Origin of the sequence: Zhongshania aliphaticivorans, assembly GCF_001586255.1 — a bacterium.
GTDB classification, from domain to species: Bacteria; Pseudomonadota; Gammaproteobacteria; order Pseudomonadales; family Spongiibacteraceae; genus Spongiibacter; species Spongiibacter aliphaticivorans.
The window spans coordinates 2,916,744-2,931,850 of record NZ_CP014544.1 but is presented as its reverse complement, the minus strand read 5'-3'; the positions used below and the strand labels follow the sequence as shown (position 1 = coordinate 2,931,850).

Below are 15,107 nucleotides of genomic sequence, written 5' to 3'. Positions count from 1 at the left end.
AATAGGTCAGTGCTAGCTGGCCTATTCGCTTTCAAGTTCCGGTCTTTATTTCTCTCAGTGCAACCACCATTTGGGCAGCATCGCTTTGATATCCTCACGTAGAAAACGGTCGTCGATGAGTTCAATCACGCCGCGATCTTCGGGGGTGCGTATTAAACGACCAGCCGCTTGTATGACTTTTTGCATGCCGGGGTAGAGGTAGGTGTAGCGGTAGCCGTCGCCATAGCGTGCTTCCAATCGCGTGCGTAATACCTCGTGCAATTCGTCGTGGGGTGGTAGGCCTAAGGTGGCAACAAAAACCCCAATCAGTTTGTCACCGGGCAGGTCGATACCTTCAGAAAACACGCCGCCTAATACTGCAAAGCCAACGCTGGGAGTGGTGTCGCTGGCATCTAAAATAAACTGTTCCCGCGCCGAAGGCGCCATTCCCGCACTTTGGCGAATTGTAGGGATTTCTGGCTGCAGTTTGTTTAAACACGCGCACAGCGCATTGAGGTATTCGAAGCTGCTGAGGTAGACAAGGTAGTTACCGGGTTGCGCCTTGAACTGGGCGGCGATGCGCGCGCTGATGGGTTCTAATGAGGCAAAGCGGTCGCCGCGGCGAGTGCTGATGTCGGTCACAAAACGCAGCTCAATTTGCTCGCGCTGAAAGGGGCTTTCGATGTCTTTGAAGACGCTGGTTGCTGGCATGCCCAAGAGGTCTTGGTGGTAGCGGTTTGGCGACAGTGTTGCCGAAAATAGCACGCAGCTGTCGGCATCAAGAAAGCGCTGCTTTAAGTGGTCTGCGGGAATTAGGTTGTCGATTTTAAGTTTGGCACTGCCGCGTAAAATGGTGCCCGCTAGGGGCGACACGGTAAACTCTAAGGTGCAAAGTGAATGATCGGCAAAGGCGTCGGCGAGGCGCAGAAAGCCGAGCGCGGTAAACAGCACATACTGAATGTCGGCGGCAGTGGGGTGGTCGCTTAGGTAGTCGGTTATGGCCGCAATTAGGCTGTATAAAGCGCTATTTAACTCTTCGGGTACGTCTGCTAAGAAGTAACGATGTTCTACATCTGCCGCTGGGGTGTCGCTTAAAAAAGGCTTTATTAGGGTTTGCCATGCTTCTTCGAGATCCGCCAGCGGCTTTTGCAGCGGCGTTGGTGCCTTGCTGATGGTGTAGAGCATTTCCGCTTCGCTGAGCACAATGCTGTACATACCACGGGCGCGGTCGATTAGGTTGTGGGCTTCGTCAACCAATGGCGCAACCTTCCATTCGTTTTGCTTGGTCAGGCTGTGGAGCAGTGCGAATTGATCAAAGTAATGGTTCACATCGCCGACCACAATATCGCTCCAGCGCGCCATTTCTTGGGCGAGAAAGTAGCGGCAAATAGAATGGTTACGGGCAATAGCGCGGAGCGCGGACTGATCTAAAAAACGTTGCTGAATGGCTTCTTCCCGGGCGTCGCTTAAACGGTCAAAAAAGTTTTTAGCCAGCGGGCAGGAGTCGCCATGGCAGGCTTTGTCTGGGTGGTCGCAGGCGGCTTCGCGAGAGGAAAGCTCAAGTACGCGAATAGGGGGCGCTTCGAGTCCGCGTGGGGCTTCTTGGTCGACAGGAGCTTGCGCTTTAATAATGGTGCCCAGGCCGTCGAGCCCAAGTTTGCGCCCGGTATTACGGCAGGTTAAAAAGAACAGGCGGTCTAAGCCGGTTTTGGGCATGGCCTTCATTGCGGGGTATAAAACCCCAACGGTTTTACCGATGCCGGTAGGGGCTTGTAAGAGCAGCGGCACTGAAGATGCAACCGCCATATATACATTGCGCGATAGATCGTGCTGGCCTGTGCGGAAATCCGCGTGGGGGAAAGTTAGCGCGGCGAGGGCGAGATCGCGCCGCTCGCGATGGCGCTGCTCTTTTATCGCCCACTGAGCATAGTCTCGGCATAAAGTGCTGAGGTAGTTCCAGAGCTCGTCGGCGCTAAATTCTAGCGTCTCGTGGGTTTCTTCCTCTTTGCGCACTTCAAAATAGGTCAAGCGAAGATTGATTGACTCGCGATTGTCGCGCCGGCAAAACAGCGCGCCATACACTTTTAACTGTGCCCAGTGCAGTGCGCGGCGGCCAGGGCCAATTCTGGCGACATTGCCGCGATGGGTCTTTATTTCTTCCAGAAAGCAGTCTTGTTGCAGTGCGTAGTAACCGTCGACACGTCCGCTCACAAACACGTCTTCGCACTCGCCTTTAATTAGATACTCGGCTACGTAGGGATCGGGGCGTCGTTGCTGAACGGTAATGTGGCCGATAATACCTTCTTCGGCGCTTGGTGCCGGGGTGTATTTAAACTCCAGGCTGCCGGTGCGGGCGGCAAATTCGCACAGTGATCTCACCGACACATTTATCATGGTGGGCTTATCCATTGCACTTGCGCGACCTCAATGGGAATGCCTGCAGCTAACATAGATTCTATCCATAGGGTTTGGTGGTCTTGCAGTCTATCGCCGGGGCCTTTGACTTCAACCAGTTTGTAACTTTGCAGGCGACCGTCAAACACGCATAAGTCTGGCATGCCGCGGCGATGGTTACGTAGGTCGCTCAATAGGTGCGTGAAAATCGCCTTTAAGTGCGCAGCGGGAATAATCGCTAAGGCTAAATCCAATAGTGCCTCTGTGATCACCGGCCAGTGTACTAATGAACAAGCGATGCCGTATTTTTGCTGCCAGCAGTGTTTGATCAAGTCGCGGTATTCACCGGAATCTAATGTCGCGAGGCGCTCATCAATTTGAGCTTTTCTGCGTGCTACAAAATCTGGCCGATAAAGATCTGCTGGGCCAGCTTGAAAAGGGTGAAAGAAGGCGCCGGGTAAAGGCTCGAACAGGACTGGCCACAAGAGTAGGCCAAGGAGGCCGGTGAACAGCCAGTTTTCGGTATAAAAGCCTTCTTGCTGGTCTTCTGCCGTGAGTGCGTCTAGGGCGGCAAATTCCACGCGCCGGTCGTTGTTGTTAAGGCTCAACTCAACAACTGGCAGCTTTTGCCTTTTTGGTCTTGGCTGCGGCTTGCCCATTTTGCGACTAAGCCGCAGGAGAATACGCTGGAGATGAACTTGGGTTTCTAGCCTGAGCGGTGATTGTAAATCTTGCTCTATGGCGTGAATAACGGCGAGCGAATCGTCGCTGTGTTTCTCGAGCACCCGATACAGGCGCACCTTGGCCTCATTCAGAACATTGCCGGTATAAAGCTCGATAGCCAGCGGAATGTCGCCTGCACGCTCAGCGTGTTGCGCCATTTGAAAGCCCAGTCGTTGGCGTCGATATTCAAGCCAAGGATTGCTTAAGCGCTCAGGGAGTAGCGGTAAAATGGCGGTGATGTCGCTTGCCTCTTGCAGCGCGGTTTGGCAGTGGTGTAAGGCAAGATAGCTATTAACATCGTCGCGGTCGCCAAAGGCGCGAAACTGCGGGTCGAAGGCGACGATTTCATAAGCTTGATGGCCGAGTTCAGTTAACACAAACTCTGACCAGTCCTGATGAAGATTGCCAAAAAACATCAGTCGCAAGCGATCAAATAGTGCCATGCATTGCAGTGACACCAAGCTAAATGGCGCCTCCGGCCACCAGGCGTGGAGGGGGCTGGCGCTTGTCGCTAGATCTAGCGTCTCAAGCGCGAGTAGCAGCTCGGACTTTTTGGCAGACTTTGGTAGCGCGCTACCGGCGGCGATGAGTAAATTGAGAAGTTCATCGCGGCGGCAGTGTTTATGTATTTGTTCAATAGCTATCAGCGGATTACTGTTGATAAAGCCATATTTACTTAGTTCATCTAGTGCGTTCGCGCTTGATGGAATTTCGTCGTATTTGAGCTTATCACTGCGGAATAGCTCGCCCTTGCGAATAATCATTCGGGCCAGTAGGGCCTGTGCGGGAATAGAAAGTTGCAGGAGTTGTTGGAGTGTTGTTAATTCCTCAGCGTCGAGCAGGTCGTGATGGTGGGTCATTACCCAAGTCACCACTGCCTGAAGGTTTTTTAGGTAGTAGAGTGGGTCGTCGAGCGAGGCCGGTGCAAGGGCGCTGGCTAACAGAGTGGCTTGCTCGTTCATCAATTGCGATTGTGCGAGGTGATCTGATTCATGCGCTTATTGTTGTGATTTTATGCTGCTACGTCCATTGATTAATTGCCGCGTTTAGCGGCCGGGAGGCCGGCGTCTAAGACGGGGCATGTAATAGGCATAAATTGACACCCAGTGAAAACGCCCTAGTTCCCTAATCTAGGGCGTTTTGATTTCGGAGGTGGTATCTACGTAATTACGATGCCGTTGAGCTAGCTTCAGTTGGCGCTATTTCGGGCTGGTCGGTGTCGACTCGCACATAGGCTGGTGGTGCCAAACCTTCTTTGTCTTCCCCAAAATACAATGTGGTGTGGGGGAAGGGAATTTCGATACCGGCCTTGTCGAAGTGCATTTTCACCAAGCGGTTGTAGGCGCGACCAACGGCCCATTGCATTCCCGGCGCGGTTTTGATGAGCACCCGTATATTTACCGAGCTGTCGGCTAGCGCCGAAACGCCGGCAACCTGCAAATCTTCCAAAATATCGTCCTTGTGTGCGCCTTGACGAAGTTCTTCGAAAGCCGCCTTGAGGTGTTCTATCGCATGGTCGATATTTTCGCGGTAGGCAATGCCGTATTCGCCGAGATGGAAGGCGAAGTCCCGAGTGAAATTTGAAACCGCTTCAACGGAGGAAAACGGCACTATATGGTAGGTGCCAAAGAGATCGCGGAGGGCGACCGAGCGAATGCCGACGCGCTCAACGGTCCCTTCATGGCTGCCAACATTCACATAATCGCCGGTATTAATGGCGTTCTCCAGCTGGATGAATACGCCGTTTATAATATCTTGCACTAATTTTTGCGCGCCAAAACCAACGGCAAGACCGAGCACACCGGCACCAGCGATTAAGGGGCCAATCTCTACGCCAATCTCTGACAAGATAATCATCACCGTCATGACAATAATGACAATGGCCAGCGAGCTGCGGAATAAGCCTAACAGGGTTTCGGCGCGGGCGGCGGCCGAGGGTGTGACTTTTTTGCTCGGTGACAAACGGTGCTCAATGTAGCTGGCCGCCAGGATCCAAAATGCCGAGGCCAGTACTAATATCAGCAAACAATCCAACAGTGATGACACCGCACTGTTACCGGTTTCAGTGTCATACCACGCATGCAAGTCAAATACCGCCCAGGCATCCAAGGTGAACACGCTGATAATAATGGCAACGAGCGTACCCAACACTTTTAAACCGGTTGGAATGTAGGTATTCACTCGCGACTGGAGTTGGGGTAATTGTTCGGTGAGCGAAGTCGGTAAACTGATTTCTCTGCCGATGAGTTGACGGATAACCGTCAGCAAGAGCGCGCCAATACCGATGTACAGTCCAGTTTTTAAGCTCGCGGTAGCGATAAACGGCAGAGCTGTTTCTGGGTACAAGACGCTGCTAATTGTCACTGCAGTGGCGTAGATAAGCGCCAAGAGATGCCAGCAGCGCGCAAGCAGGCGCAAGGCAATAGCTCTGCTGCCTTGTTGCAATTTCGCTTTAGCAATTAGGCTTTGGCTTATATTGCGCTTGTTGCGCAGCACCACAATACTAAAGTAAATGGCGGCACAGAGTACAAGGAGCGTCGTTAGAGCAGCGCCCGATGTAGGCGTTAGGTTTTTGTTCACTATAGGTACCAGCACCATAATGCCGTAGCCGGTGAAGCCCACTAAATTGGCAAAGAAGCGGTTACAGTATTTCGCCTGTGTTTCGTGTAATGGTAGTAAGCGTAGCGCTGGGAATCGGCTGGCGAACAACATACGTAGCAGGAGCTTAACGCCTTCCACAAGGAGAAAAGCATTTAATAGTAATGCAAGTCGGGTAGCGTCGGCGCCGTTGTGTGTACTTAGTAGTGATGCGGTTGTGTTGCCGATGAGGTAGGCGCCTAGAACGACCCCGGTGTCGACTAAGCCCGCCGCCGTAACCGCTCCGATGGTGCGCAGCATGGCGTATTTGTTAGCGCCTTTGCAGGCCCAGGCGTTAATAGTGCTAAAAGGGCGGCGGGCAAACAGCCGCAAAAATATAAACACCGCAAAGGTCACGCCAATCAATACTGCTATATTAATAACGGTTGAGACTATTGCGGCGCTCTCCGCGTTTGCTGCAGTTGCCCTTTCACTGTTAAACAGCGCGGCAACAGCAGTGAATAGCGCGCTGAATTGCTGCTTTATGCTGCTGCCAAAATTGCTTGTCGTCAGTGCAATTGTGCGCGCAAAGGACTTTTGCTGTTCCCGTTTAGGCTGCGCTTCGGTGTTAGACAGCTTTTTGTCAGAGGGGCTTGCGGTCGGCTCGTCATCTGCCGCGCGCAATTTGTCGATCAAGGCTTGCCTGCTTTCGCTATTTTCGAGTAAATCCGCTAAGACTAGATTGGTGCTGATTTCCTGGGAAGAACTCGGGGCCACGCTTGCGCTATTTTGGGCATGACTGGGGCTTGCACTAAGTATTAATCCGGTTAATACCATGATCAATATTTGGCGCGATCTCAGTCGCTGGCGGTGCAGGTTTGGTGTTTGTCGGCGGGTAAAACTGATGACGTCCTCCATATAGGCCGTTGATTCATATGATTACGGTATATTGACACTCTGTCAGCAAAACGAAGTAAGAGTTCCCTTATTTTTATCAATACGGCTTACGCAGATAGCCTTCCCAGTTGCCGCAATATAACAGAGAGACTTAAATAGTTGGCTTGCTGGGTACTTTTAACCTCGGTAATCAAATTGCTTAAGTAGGCGGTTTGGACACTGTTGTTGTTTAGCCAGTTGTCGAGTTCGGTAACAATATTAGCGCTAATGTCTATGTCGTCGGCTACTTTTGCACATAGCTCGCGATGGCGTTGATATAGGTCGTCACGTAAGGCATTGCGCGCTAGGGCATGCCAGCGGGAGTCGGCAGTGAGTTTGTCGATATGTCGACGCACCCACGTTATTTGTAATGCCTCGGCCAATCTGAAGTAGATTTCGCTTAATACTTTTGCAGGCGCGCCAGTGCGTTCCTTCAGCCATGTAATATCGGGGCTGGCAAACAGGGCTTTTAGCATAACAACCCGCTGTGCAACTCGCCGGGGAATGCCGCTGTTACAGTACTCCGCAATACGATGTTCAATGCGATGCAGCTCATCTTTAGATAGGTAATGATGGATGTCGTCGGCGAGTAGCTTTATATCTTCGGCATAGCGGCTGATTAAAATTTGAATATTGTTTAATTGCTCTTTGTTGTTTATTAGCCACAGGGTGACGTGTTTTATCAGACGGCGAATTTCAAGCATCATGCGGGTTTGCAGTTCGTCGGGTACTTTATTGTCTAGTTTTTCAATGTCTGCCCACAGTGAACGGATATCAAAAAGGTCGCGGGCCACGGTATATGCGCGAGCTATATCCTCAAAACTGTTGCCGAGCTCGTCATTTAAGCGGTGGGCAAAGGCATTACCCATGCGGTTCACCAGGCTGTTGGTGATTACTGTGCAAATAATTTCGCGGCGCAAACGATGCTCACTGATTTGGTCGGGGTAGCGATCACCTAATTGCTGCGGGAAATAGCGATATAATTCCTGTGCCAGGTAGGGATCTTCTGGAATAGTGGAATCCAGTAATATTTTTTTGATATGTATTTTTGAATAAGATAATAGGCATGCTAGCTCGGGACGGGTGAGCCCGAGTCCGGCCGTCCTGCGACTTTGAATCGTCTTTTCATCGGGTAGTGACTCGAGCTTTCGATCCAATCCGGCGTCTCGCTCCAAGATGCGGATCAGTTCAGCCTGTTCCCCTAATCGCTCTGGGGATTGAGACGCGACCATGCTAATAGATTGAGTTTGCAGGTAGTTGTTGCGCAGAACTTGCTGTTCTACATCCTTGGTCATACTTTTTAAGAGCTTGTTTCGGTCAACAAAGCTTATTGCTTGTTTAGCGACGAGTTCGTTTAGCAATATTTTTATATTTACTTCATTGTCGGAGGAGTCGACACCGGCGGAATTGTCGATAAAGTCAGAGTTACAGCGGCCACCGTTCAGCGCGTATTCAATACGGCCAGCTTGGGTTAAACCTAAGTTACCACCTTCACCGACAGCTTTGCAGCGCAATTGCGAGCCGTTGACGCGCAGGTTGTCATTGGCGCGATCACCGGCTTGTTGATGGGTTTCGCCTTCTGCTTTTACATAGGTGCCAATGCCGCCGTTCCAGAGTAAATCCACTGGTGCTTGCAGAATATGATGGATCAATTCATCTGGAGCGTAAGCGCGATGTTCCAGTGCCAGTGCTTGGCAGGCTTGCGCGCTGGGGGTGATGCTTTTTAGTGCGCGGGAATAAATATCGCCACCTGCTGATACCAGCGCTTTGTTATAATCGCTCCAGTTGGAACGCGGCAGCTTAAATAGGCGTTTTCGCTCCTTCCAACTTTCTTCGGTATTGGGCGTCGGGTCGAGAAAAATATGGAGATGATTGAAGGCCGCTAGCAAGGCTGTTTTCTTAGACAGAAGCATGCCATTACCAAAGACGTCACCGGCCATATCACCGATGCCAATGGTGGTGAATTCTTCGCGTTGGATGTCTATGTTCTGCTCGCGAAAATGGCGTTTGACCGCTTCCCAGCCGCCCTTGGCGGTAATGCCCATCTTTTTGTGGTCGTAACCATTAGACCCACCCGAGGCAAAGGCGTCGCCAATCCAAAAGCCCCGGTCGTTGGACACACCGTTAGCAATGTCTGAGAACGCCGCCGTCCCTTTGTCGGCGGCAACCACTAGGTAGGGGTCGTCGTCGTCATGACAAACTGATAAGAGTGGGCCAATAACACGGTCGCCCTGCAGGTTATCGGTTAGCGACAGCATTGCCCGGATAAAATCTTTATAACAACTGATCACTTCAGCTTGAATGGCTTCTCTAGATCCGTTTTCTGGTAAGCGTCGACAAACAAATCCGCCCTTGGCACCGACGGGAACAATAACGGCATTTTTAACCATCTGCGCTTTTACTAAACCAAGCACCTCGGTGCGGAAATCTTCGGGTCGGTCAGACCACCGCAAGCCGCCGCGTGCGACCTTATCGCCGCGCAGGTGCACCGCTTCAAAGTTGGGTGAGTGCACCCAAATTTCATATCGCGGCCGTGGTGCAGGCGCTTCTAATATATCCCGTGTCGAAAATTTAAAGGCGTATATGGCGCTATTTTCCGCCTCCTCGTCCTCAGTTTGATAATAGTTGCTGCGCAGCGTCGCCATAATTAGGGTGCGTAAGCTGCGGCACAGACGGTCGGCATCTAGGCTTTGCACCGCTTCCAGTGCTATATCTAACTGCTCGTTTAGCTTGTGTTGGAGGGTGTCGCGTTCTGCAATATTTGGATTAAAGCGGGCATGAAATAAATCGATTAACAAGCGGCTGATCGCGCCGTTATCGACTAATAATTTACTGAGATAATTTTGTTCGAAGTAGTTGCCAAGTTGTTTTAGGTAACGGCAGTAGGCGCGTATTAGCGAGACTTCACGCCAGTTGATATCGGCGCTGATAATTAAGCGATTGAAATCATCGTCGTCGCATAATTCCTTGTGAATGGCAATGAAGGCCTGCTCAAAATAGCTGGCGTCGTGCCAAAAAACGTGATTTACATCAACGGCTGTCTGGGCGCGAAAATCTTGAACCCAATACGTTTCATCATGCTCAACGCTCACTGGGTATAAGTCTTCCAGCATTAAGCGCAAGCCGAGATTGTTGAGCCGGGGTTGTATTTCGGAAAGTGCTAGGGGTTGATGTTTAAAATAGCAACGCAATTCAACACGCTCGTCGCGGTGGGAGGTGTCGCGGTAAATCTTTACCGCTAAGTTATTGCCGGAATTTTTCAGTTGCTCCAGCTGTTCTATGTCCGCGGCGGCCTTTTTAATCTCAGTCTTTGCAATATAGGGCGCAGTAAAGGCGTCGGCATAGCTCTGGAATAGTTGCTGGGCTGTTTTGCGTGGATAGTTGTTATAAAGTACGGATTTTAATTTCTCTTGCCAGCTTTCAGTCACGCCGCAGATTAATTCCTCTATGGCGGCGTTGTCTAAATTTTTCTTCTCATCAGTGCCAACTTGAACGATGAGGTGTAAGCGGGCCATTCGGTTATCAGTAAAGTAAATCGAAAAATCGGAACTATACGCGTTCAGTTTTGCTGAGATTAAGATTTGTATTTTTTCTCGAACGTGCTGGCTATATTGCTCGCGAGGAATGTAGACCAGAATTGAGTAGTAACGGTGAAACGGGTCGGTGCGGTTGAAAACCCGCACTCGATTTTGCTCTTCTATTGCGATAAGCCCCATGGCAATTTCAAATAATTTTTTGGCACTGCTTTGAAATAGCTCATCTCGGGGAAAGGTTTCTAGTATTTGCAGCATGACTTTGCCGTTGTGACTGCCTGGCGGAAAGTGAGCAAGGTTCATGGCAGCATGAATGCGATCAGCTAGCAGTGGGATATCTAGGGCTCGACTGTTGTAAGCGGCTCGGGTCATCAATCCATAAAAGCGATGTTCACCTATAAGCTCGCCCTTGGCGTTATAGTCCTTAATGGCGATATAGTCCATGGGCACAAAACGTCGGATCGGCGCCAATTCACTGGATTTAGTAATTGTCAGCACGCGTGGACTATTTAAATAATGCGCTAAAATCTGCTCGCGCTGCTGGGGCGATTCTATGTGTTCCCACGGCGTAGATTCTAGTTTCAAGCCGAGCCGTGATGATTCAACTGCGTGTAAGCTGCATTTATCACCCTGTTGCCGTAGCTGCATCTCGACATAGGCAAGAAAGGTTAGGTTGTTGTCGGTAAGCCAGCTAAGAAAATTACAAACTTGCCGGCGGGCCCTAGCTTTCATCGGTGCGGGACTTTGGGAGTAGTATTGTTGCAGTGATTTCGCCTTTTCACGCATGGGCTGCCAGTGCGTAACAATTAGCGCGATGGTGTCTAGGGCTTTGCGGATGCGCTGTTTTAAACGGTTGGGCGATATTGCACTCGGACCAGCTTCCAGTTCATAACGCACAAAAGATTCGGCGTGATAGTCTGTGTGTTGCTGCTGTTTTCGGTCGAGCGCGACGATATCTAGAAGCTTACCGCGCTTGTCTCTGCATACCCAGAAAATGGGATGGTTAGATAATATTACGGTGTAACCCGCGTCGTACATTAGACTTGATAGGGTGTCAAAGATGAAGGGCTGATCTTTGGCCACCATCTCCAATACCAGAACACCACTGTCGATTGGCGGACTAATTCGTATTTTTGGATTGTCGGCGCGTCTTGATTCGGCAAGGGCCAAGTGCGACTGAACAATGTCGAGGAGTTCCGCTGCGCTGCGCTTGGTAATCGTCTCGCTTGCTGTAACGTCCCAGTAGCGTGCTGCCAATGCATTTAGCGCGGCAGAGTCAGGGGTATTGCCCAATCGCTGTTGAATAAGGCGTGTTAGTTTGCCGAGTTTTGATTTCATATGTCAGGCTTGCCTAGTAATAATCGTGTTATGACTAAATAGCGTGTTCGTAGTAATTCTGAATAGCGATACGGACTTTAGTTCAGCTTAGTCAAGATACGACTGATTTCAACCTTGTTGGCAGGGAGCAAGGTCGGGGATCGTTGATCAGCGCCTTATTTTTCTGAATTGGAAACAGGGGTATTAGACACGGCTAATAAGCGCAGTTGGCTGCGTTTCCTTTAGCGGGAGTGGGCGAGATGTGCGGATGTAATTTAGGGGCTTATTTGTGAATTAGCGTAGAATTCTCAACGCTAGTAATGAGCATACGCGATGCTTGTCGCCCGTGCTGTTGAGCTTGTCGCCTCAGGCTTGCCGATAATTTATTGGCTAGCCTGAGGTCAAGATATTTATCGTATATCAATATTTGCATTTGCCGGCGGACTGGCTTTATTTAGCTCCGGCTGCAGCACGGGATGGATAATTTTCAACAATTGCGTGGCGAGGCCGCTGGTGAATTCAAAGCCGGTTGATTGGCTGCCGCCAACGTGGGCGAGTATTACACCAAAGAAGCGGTCGCCAATATAGAAGGTGAAAATCGCATTTCGATTTACCGCTTCACTGCCGATGAGGCGTCCGCCGGCGCCGTAGGATTTAATGCGATGGTCACCGGTACCGGTTTTTCCGCCCACCTGAATGGGGGCGCCGCTGGCGTCGACAAAAACGCCTTTTAGGCGTCTTGCGGTCCCGTTCTCGACTACACCGGCAAGGGCGTTGCGCACAGTGGCACTCACTTCGGATGACAACACTCTTGTGCCGACGGCCGGGGTGAATTCAAACTTGGTTTCGTAGGGGGTACCTTGGGCGAAATGCAAACTATCGATCTGGCGAAAGGGGATTCTCATGCCGTCATTGAGAATAATACCCATCAATTCGGCGAGTGCGGTGGGGCGGTCTGCCGACGCACCTATGGCCGTTGCATAAGAGGGGACTAGGCTGCTGAACGGAAAGCCCACACGCTGCCATTGCTGATGGATGGCAACAAATGCATCGCGCTCTAACAGTATACGAATACTTCTATCTTGGGCGCGTTGCTTACGGGATTTGGTTAGCCAGGTGTACGCATCTTGGCGCAGTGGTGCGCTTTCTTGAACGATTTGGTCGTAGTTGATATTGGTGCTTTCGAGTAGATATTTTACCAACCACAACTCCAATGGGTGCATATGCGCCAAATAGGCTCGGTCGTTGCTGTTGAAGCGTTCGGGATCGAATTGTCGATACAGTTTGGCGACGTCGACTTCAGCAAGGGCTTCTGCGGATAGGCGTGAGCGCAGGAATGCCGTCAATGCCGCTTCGTCGGCATCTGGGCGAACTGAGCGGAACGCCATTGTTAACCGGCCGGGAAAGGGCTTGGTGCGACTTGCTAGACGCTCGATGATTTCCTGATGATTTAACTTGCGGTATTTGCTGTAAAATTGATTGAGGTAAATTTTACCTTCAAGGTCAGCAAAACGTCCCAAATAATCTTTGCGCCGAGGGTCTGTGCGATCGAGCAATAGCTCCCGCGAGCCGGGGATCTCCATAGAATAGTAGCGAGTGACGTCGCGCATCATACGAATAAACACGAGGTTAACTGAGCGATTTAAAGCTTCTGCTACGGTCAGTACTCGGGAGTTGTCCTGTTTGTCAAAATTACTGAAGGTGTGCAGTCCACCACCCGTGAAAAAGGACTCGGCTGGGCTGGCGGAATAGCTGCGCTGCATCGCGGCGTCGAGTAGCTGTTGTAAAGGGATATTCGCGTCGGCGATTAGTCTGTCTAGGGTCCACTGGCGCAATGGGTCTTCAGCGACTTTACGCGCAAAAGCGAGGTCCTTAGGCGATAGCGCCCGGTATTTTACGTAAACTTTTTCAATAATGTCTAAGTAGGAAATGAGCGTCCGCAATTTCGCTGTTGAGCCAAGATCGAGCTTTGAACCAGCGTTCATGTCGAAGGGCAAGTCGAGGTTGTCGGTCTGTACGCGCAGCACATTGCCTGTGGGTGTGCGTTCGTATAACAGCACGCTGTAATTGAGCGCGCTAAGTTGCCCCTCACGCAGGAGCTTTTCACCGAGTAAGCCTGACTGTTTGGCATAGTCAAGATCGGTGGCTTGTTTGAGTAATTCCGCAATTTTTACTTGAGTGTCGCCAGCTATAGTCGATTGTACGGTGAGATCGAGACGATCAAGGGTGTACAAGCTGCGCACACCCAGCAGATTCATTAGCTCGTTGCGGACATTATTGACTGCTTTTCGTGAAATAAAAGATGGCGTGGCTTGGCTGCGTTCGCGCTCAACGAAATGCAGTTTCTGCGCTAGGGCGGCGTCGCGCAATTTTTCGCTGATAACACCGTTACTGGTCAAAATACGTAAATAACTTGTGGTTAGGGCTTCCAGTTCTTCCCGGCCCTCAAGGAGGTAAAAAGACGGGCGCCGCTGTGATAACAACAGGCTTAAGGCGGCTTTAAACACCCTTGCCTTTTCCTCAATGCTAACCACGTCACTTGAGGCGGTGAGTGCATAATTCGCGTAGGCAAAGTCAATCCCGTACCACTGCTTAAGGCCATCGCCAACCCCGTGAATCTCACCGTGACCGGCGCGACCAGACAGCGGAGTTGAATTTAGGTAGCTCAGCGCGATTGCCTTTCGGGCGTCGCGGCCGCTTAATCCAGAGTGGTAATGGCGCACACTGGCCGAGACAATTTGCTTCAGTTTGTCATTGTGGTCAGCGGTCATGCCATTGGGCGAATAGCGGTATTTTTCCATCTGCGTCGCAAGGGTGCTGCCTCCTGGGCCGCCCTCGCCGGGGTGGAGTATGCGTGCAAGTGCGGCCTGCGCGAGGCGATCCCATTCCACCACGGGGTTTTTGGTTGGGTGTTGATCAACCAGCAGCTCACGGTTTTCAATGAAGAGTAGGGGCTTTAGCAACAACGGCGGAATATCGCTAAATGCGGCGTAAACATGCTCGGGTTCCCGGGAGGAAAACAGCGTGTTGCTATTGCCGATGATGCGTAACCCGGTTTGGGCTTTCTCGCGGTAGGGCGGATTGCCTCCCCAGCGGCTGTATTGCATTAGGCGGTCTGAGAAATTTGCCTGCAAGCTAATGTGATAGCCTTTTGCCTGCAATCGCTCACTAAACTCAGGGAGGCGGGTATAGCCATTTTGGATGTTGTAAGGGCCGTGACTTGGGTACCACGTGGCCTCAGCTGGCCCTTGTTTTAATTCAACGTCGAGGCTGGCGGCCAGCTTGGCAAAATAGCGCGACTGGAAATAGGATGTTTGATATTCAAAGATACCAACGCAAATCAGGACCACCAAGGTGGCTAGGACGAGGTAGAAAAAAGACTTAGTTATACGCGTTCGGGTAATCACAATATTAAAGCCAGCTTAGGTCAGGTTAATTCATATTTCATATGATAGCCCAGTTAAATCAGAGAGATTTACAGGGGGAATCGGGTGCGGAGCATAATGCAGCACCAAGCTCTTCGATAGGGCTTTTACAGGTTTATTTTTAATGGCGGTACTGGTCTAGCCCCTAGCGACGGATTGCGCGGTATTTTGCTCTTATTTTCATCCAGCTAGTGTAGCGGATAAGGGGCCTTGAACGGCTAGT

Annotated in this window: 5 protein-coding genes; all 5 read right to left on the bottom strand. The window is 50.9% G+C overall.

The window, feature by feature from the left end:
• Window positions 1–54 precede the first annotated feature (54 nt).
• The 5 genes from AZF00_RS12995 to AZF00_RS12975 all read right to left on the bottom strand — a co-directional run bounded on the left by AZF00_RS12995 (window position 55) and on the right by AZF00_RS12975 (window position 14,866).
• Window positions 55–2,388, bottom strand: coding sequence for an ATP-dependent DNA helicase (locus AZF00_RS12995; protein WP_197465655.1), 2,334 nt, complete (start codon window positions 2,386–2,388; stop codon window positions 55–57).
• Window positions 2,370–4,058: a VRR-NUC domain-containing protein gene (locus AZF00_RS12990; RefSeq protein WP_008248686.1), complete on the bottom strand. Its 1,689-nt coding sequence runs from the start codon at window positions 4,056–4,058 to the stop codon at window positions 2,370–2,372. The genes AZF00_RS12995 and AZF00_RS12990 overlap by 19 nt, the downstream gene beginning before the upstream one ends.
• A gap of 205 nt (window positions 4,059–4,263) precedes the next feature.
• Window positions 4,264–6,450: a mechanosensitive ion channel domain-containing protein gene (locus AZF00_RS12985; RefSeq protein WP_197465654.1), complete on the bottom strand. Its 2,187-nt coding sequence runs from the start codon at window positions 6,448–6,450 to the stop codon at window positions 4,264–4,266.
• Between the two features lie 227 nt (window positions 6,451–6,677).
• Window positions 6,678–11,480: an NAD-glutamate dehydrogenase gene (locus AZF00_RS12980; protein ID WP_008248688.1), complete on the bottom strand. Its 4,803-nt coding sequence runs from the start codon at window positions 11,478–11,480 to the stop codon at window positions 6,678–6,680.
• 389 nt (window positions 11,481–11,869) lie between these two features.
• Window positions 11,870–14,866 (bottom strand): transglycosylase domain-containing protein, encoded by a 2,997-nt coding sequence (locus AZF00_RS12975; protein ID WP_008248689.1) that lies wholly within the window; start codon window positions 14,864–14,866, stop codon window positions 11,870–11,872.
• Between the last annotated feature and the right edge of the window lie 241 nt (window positions 14,867–15,107).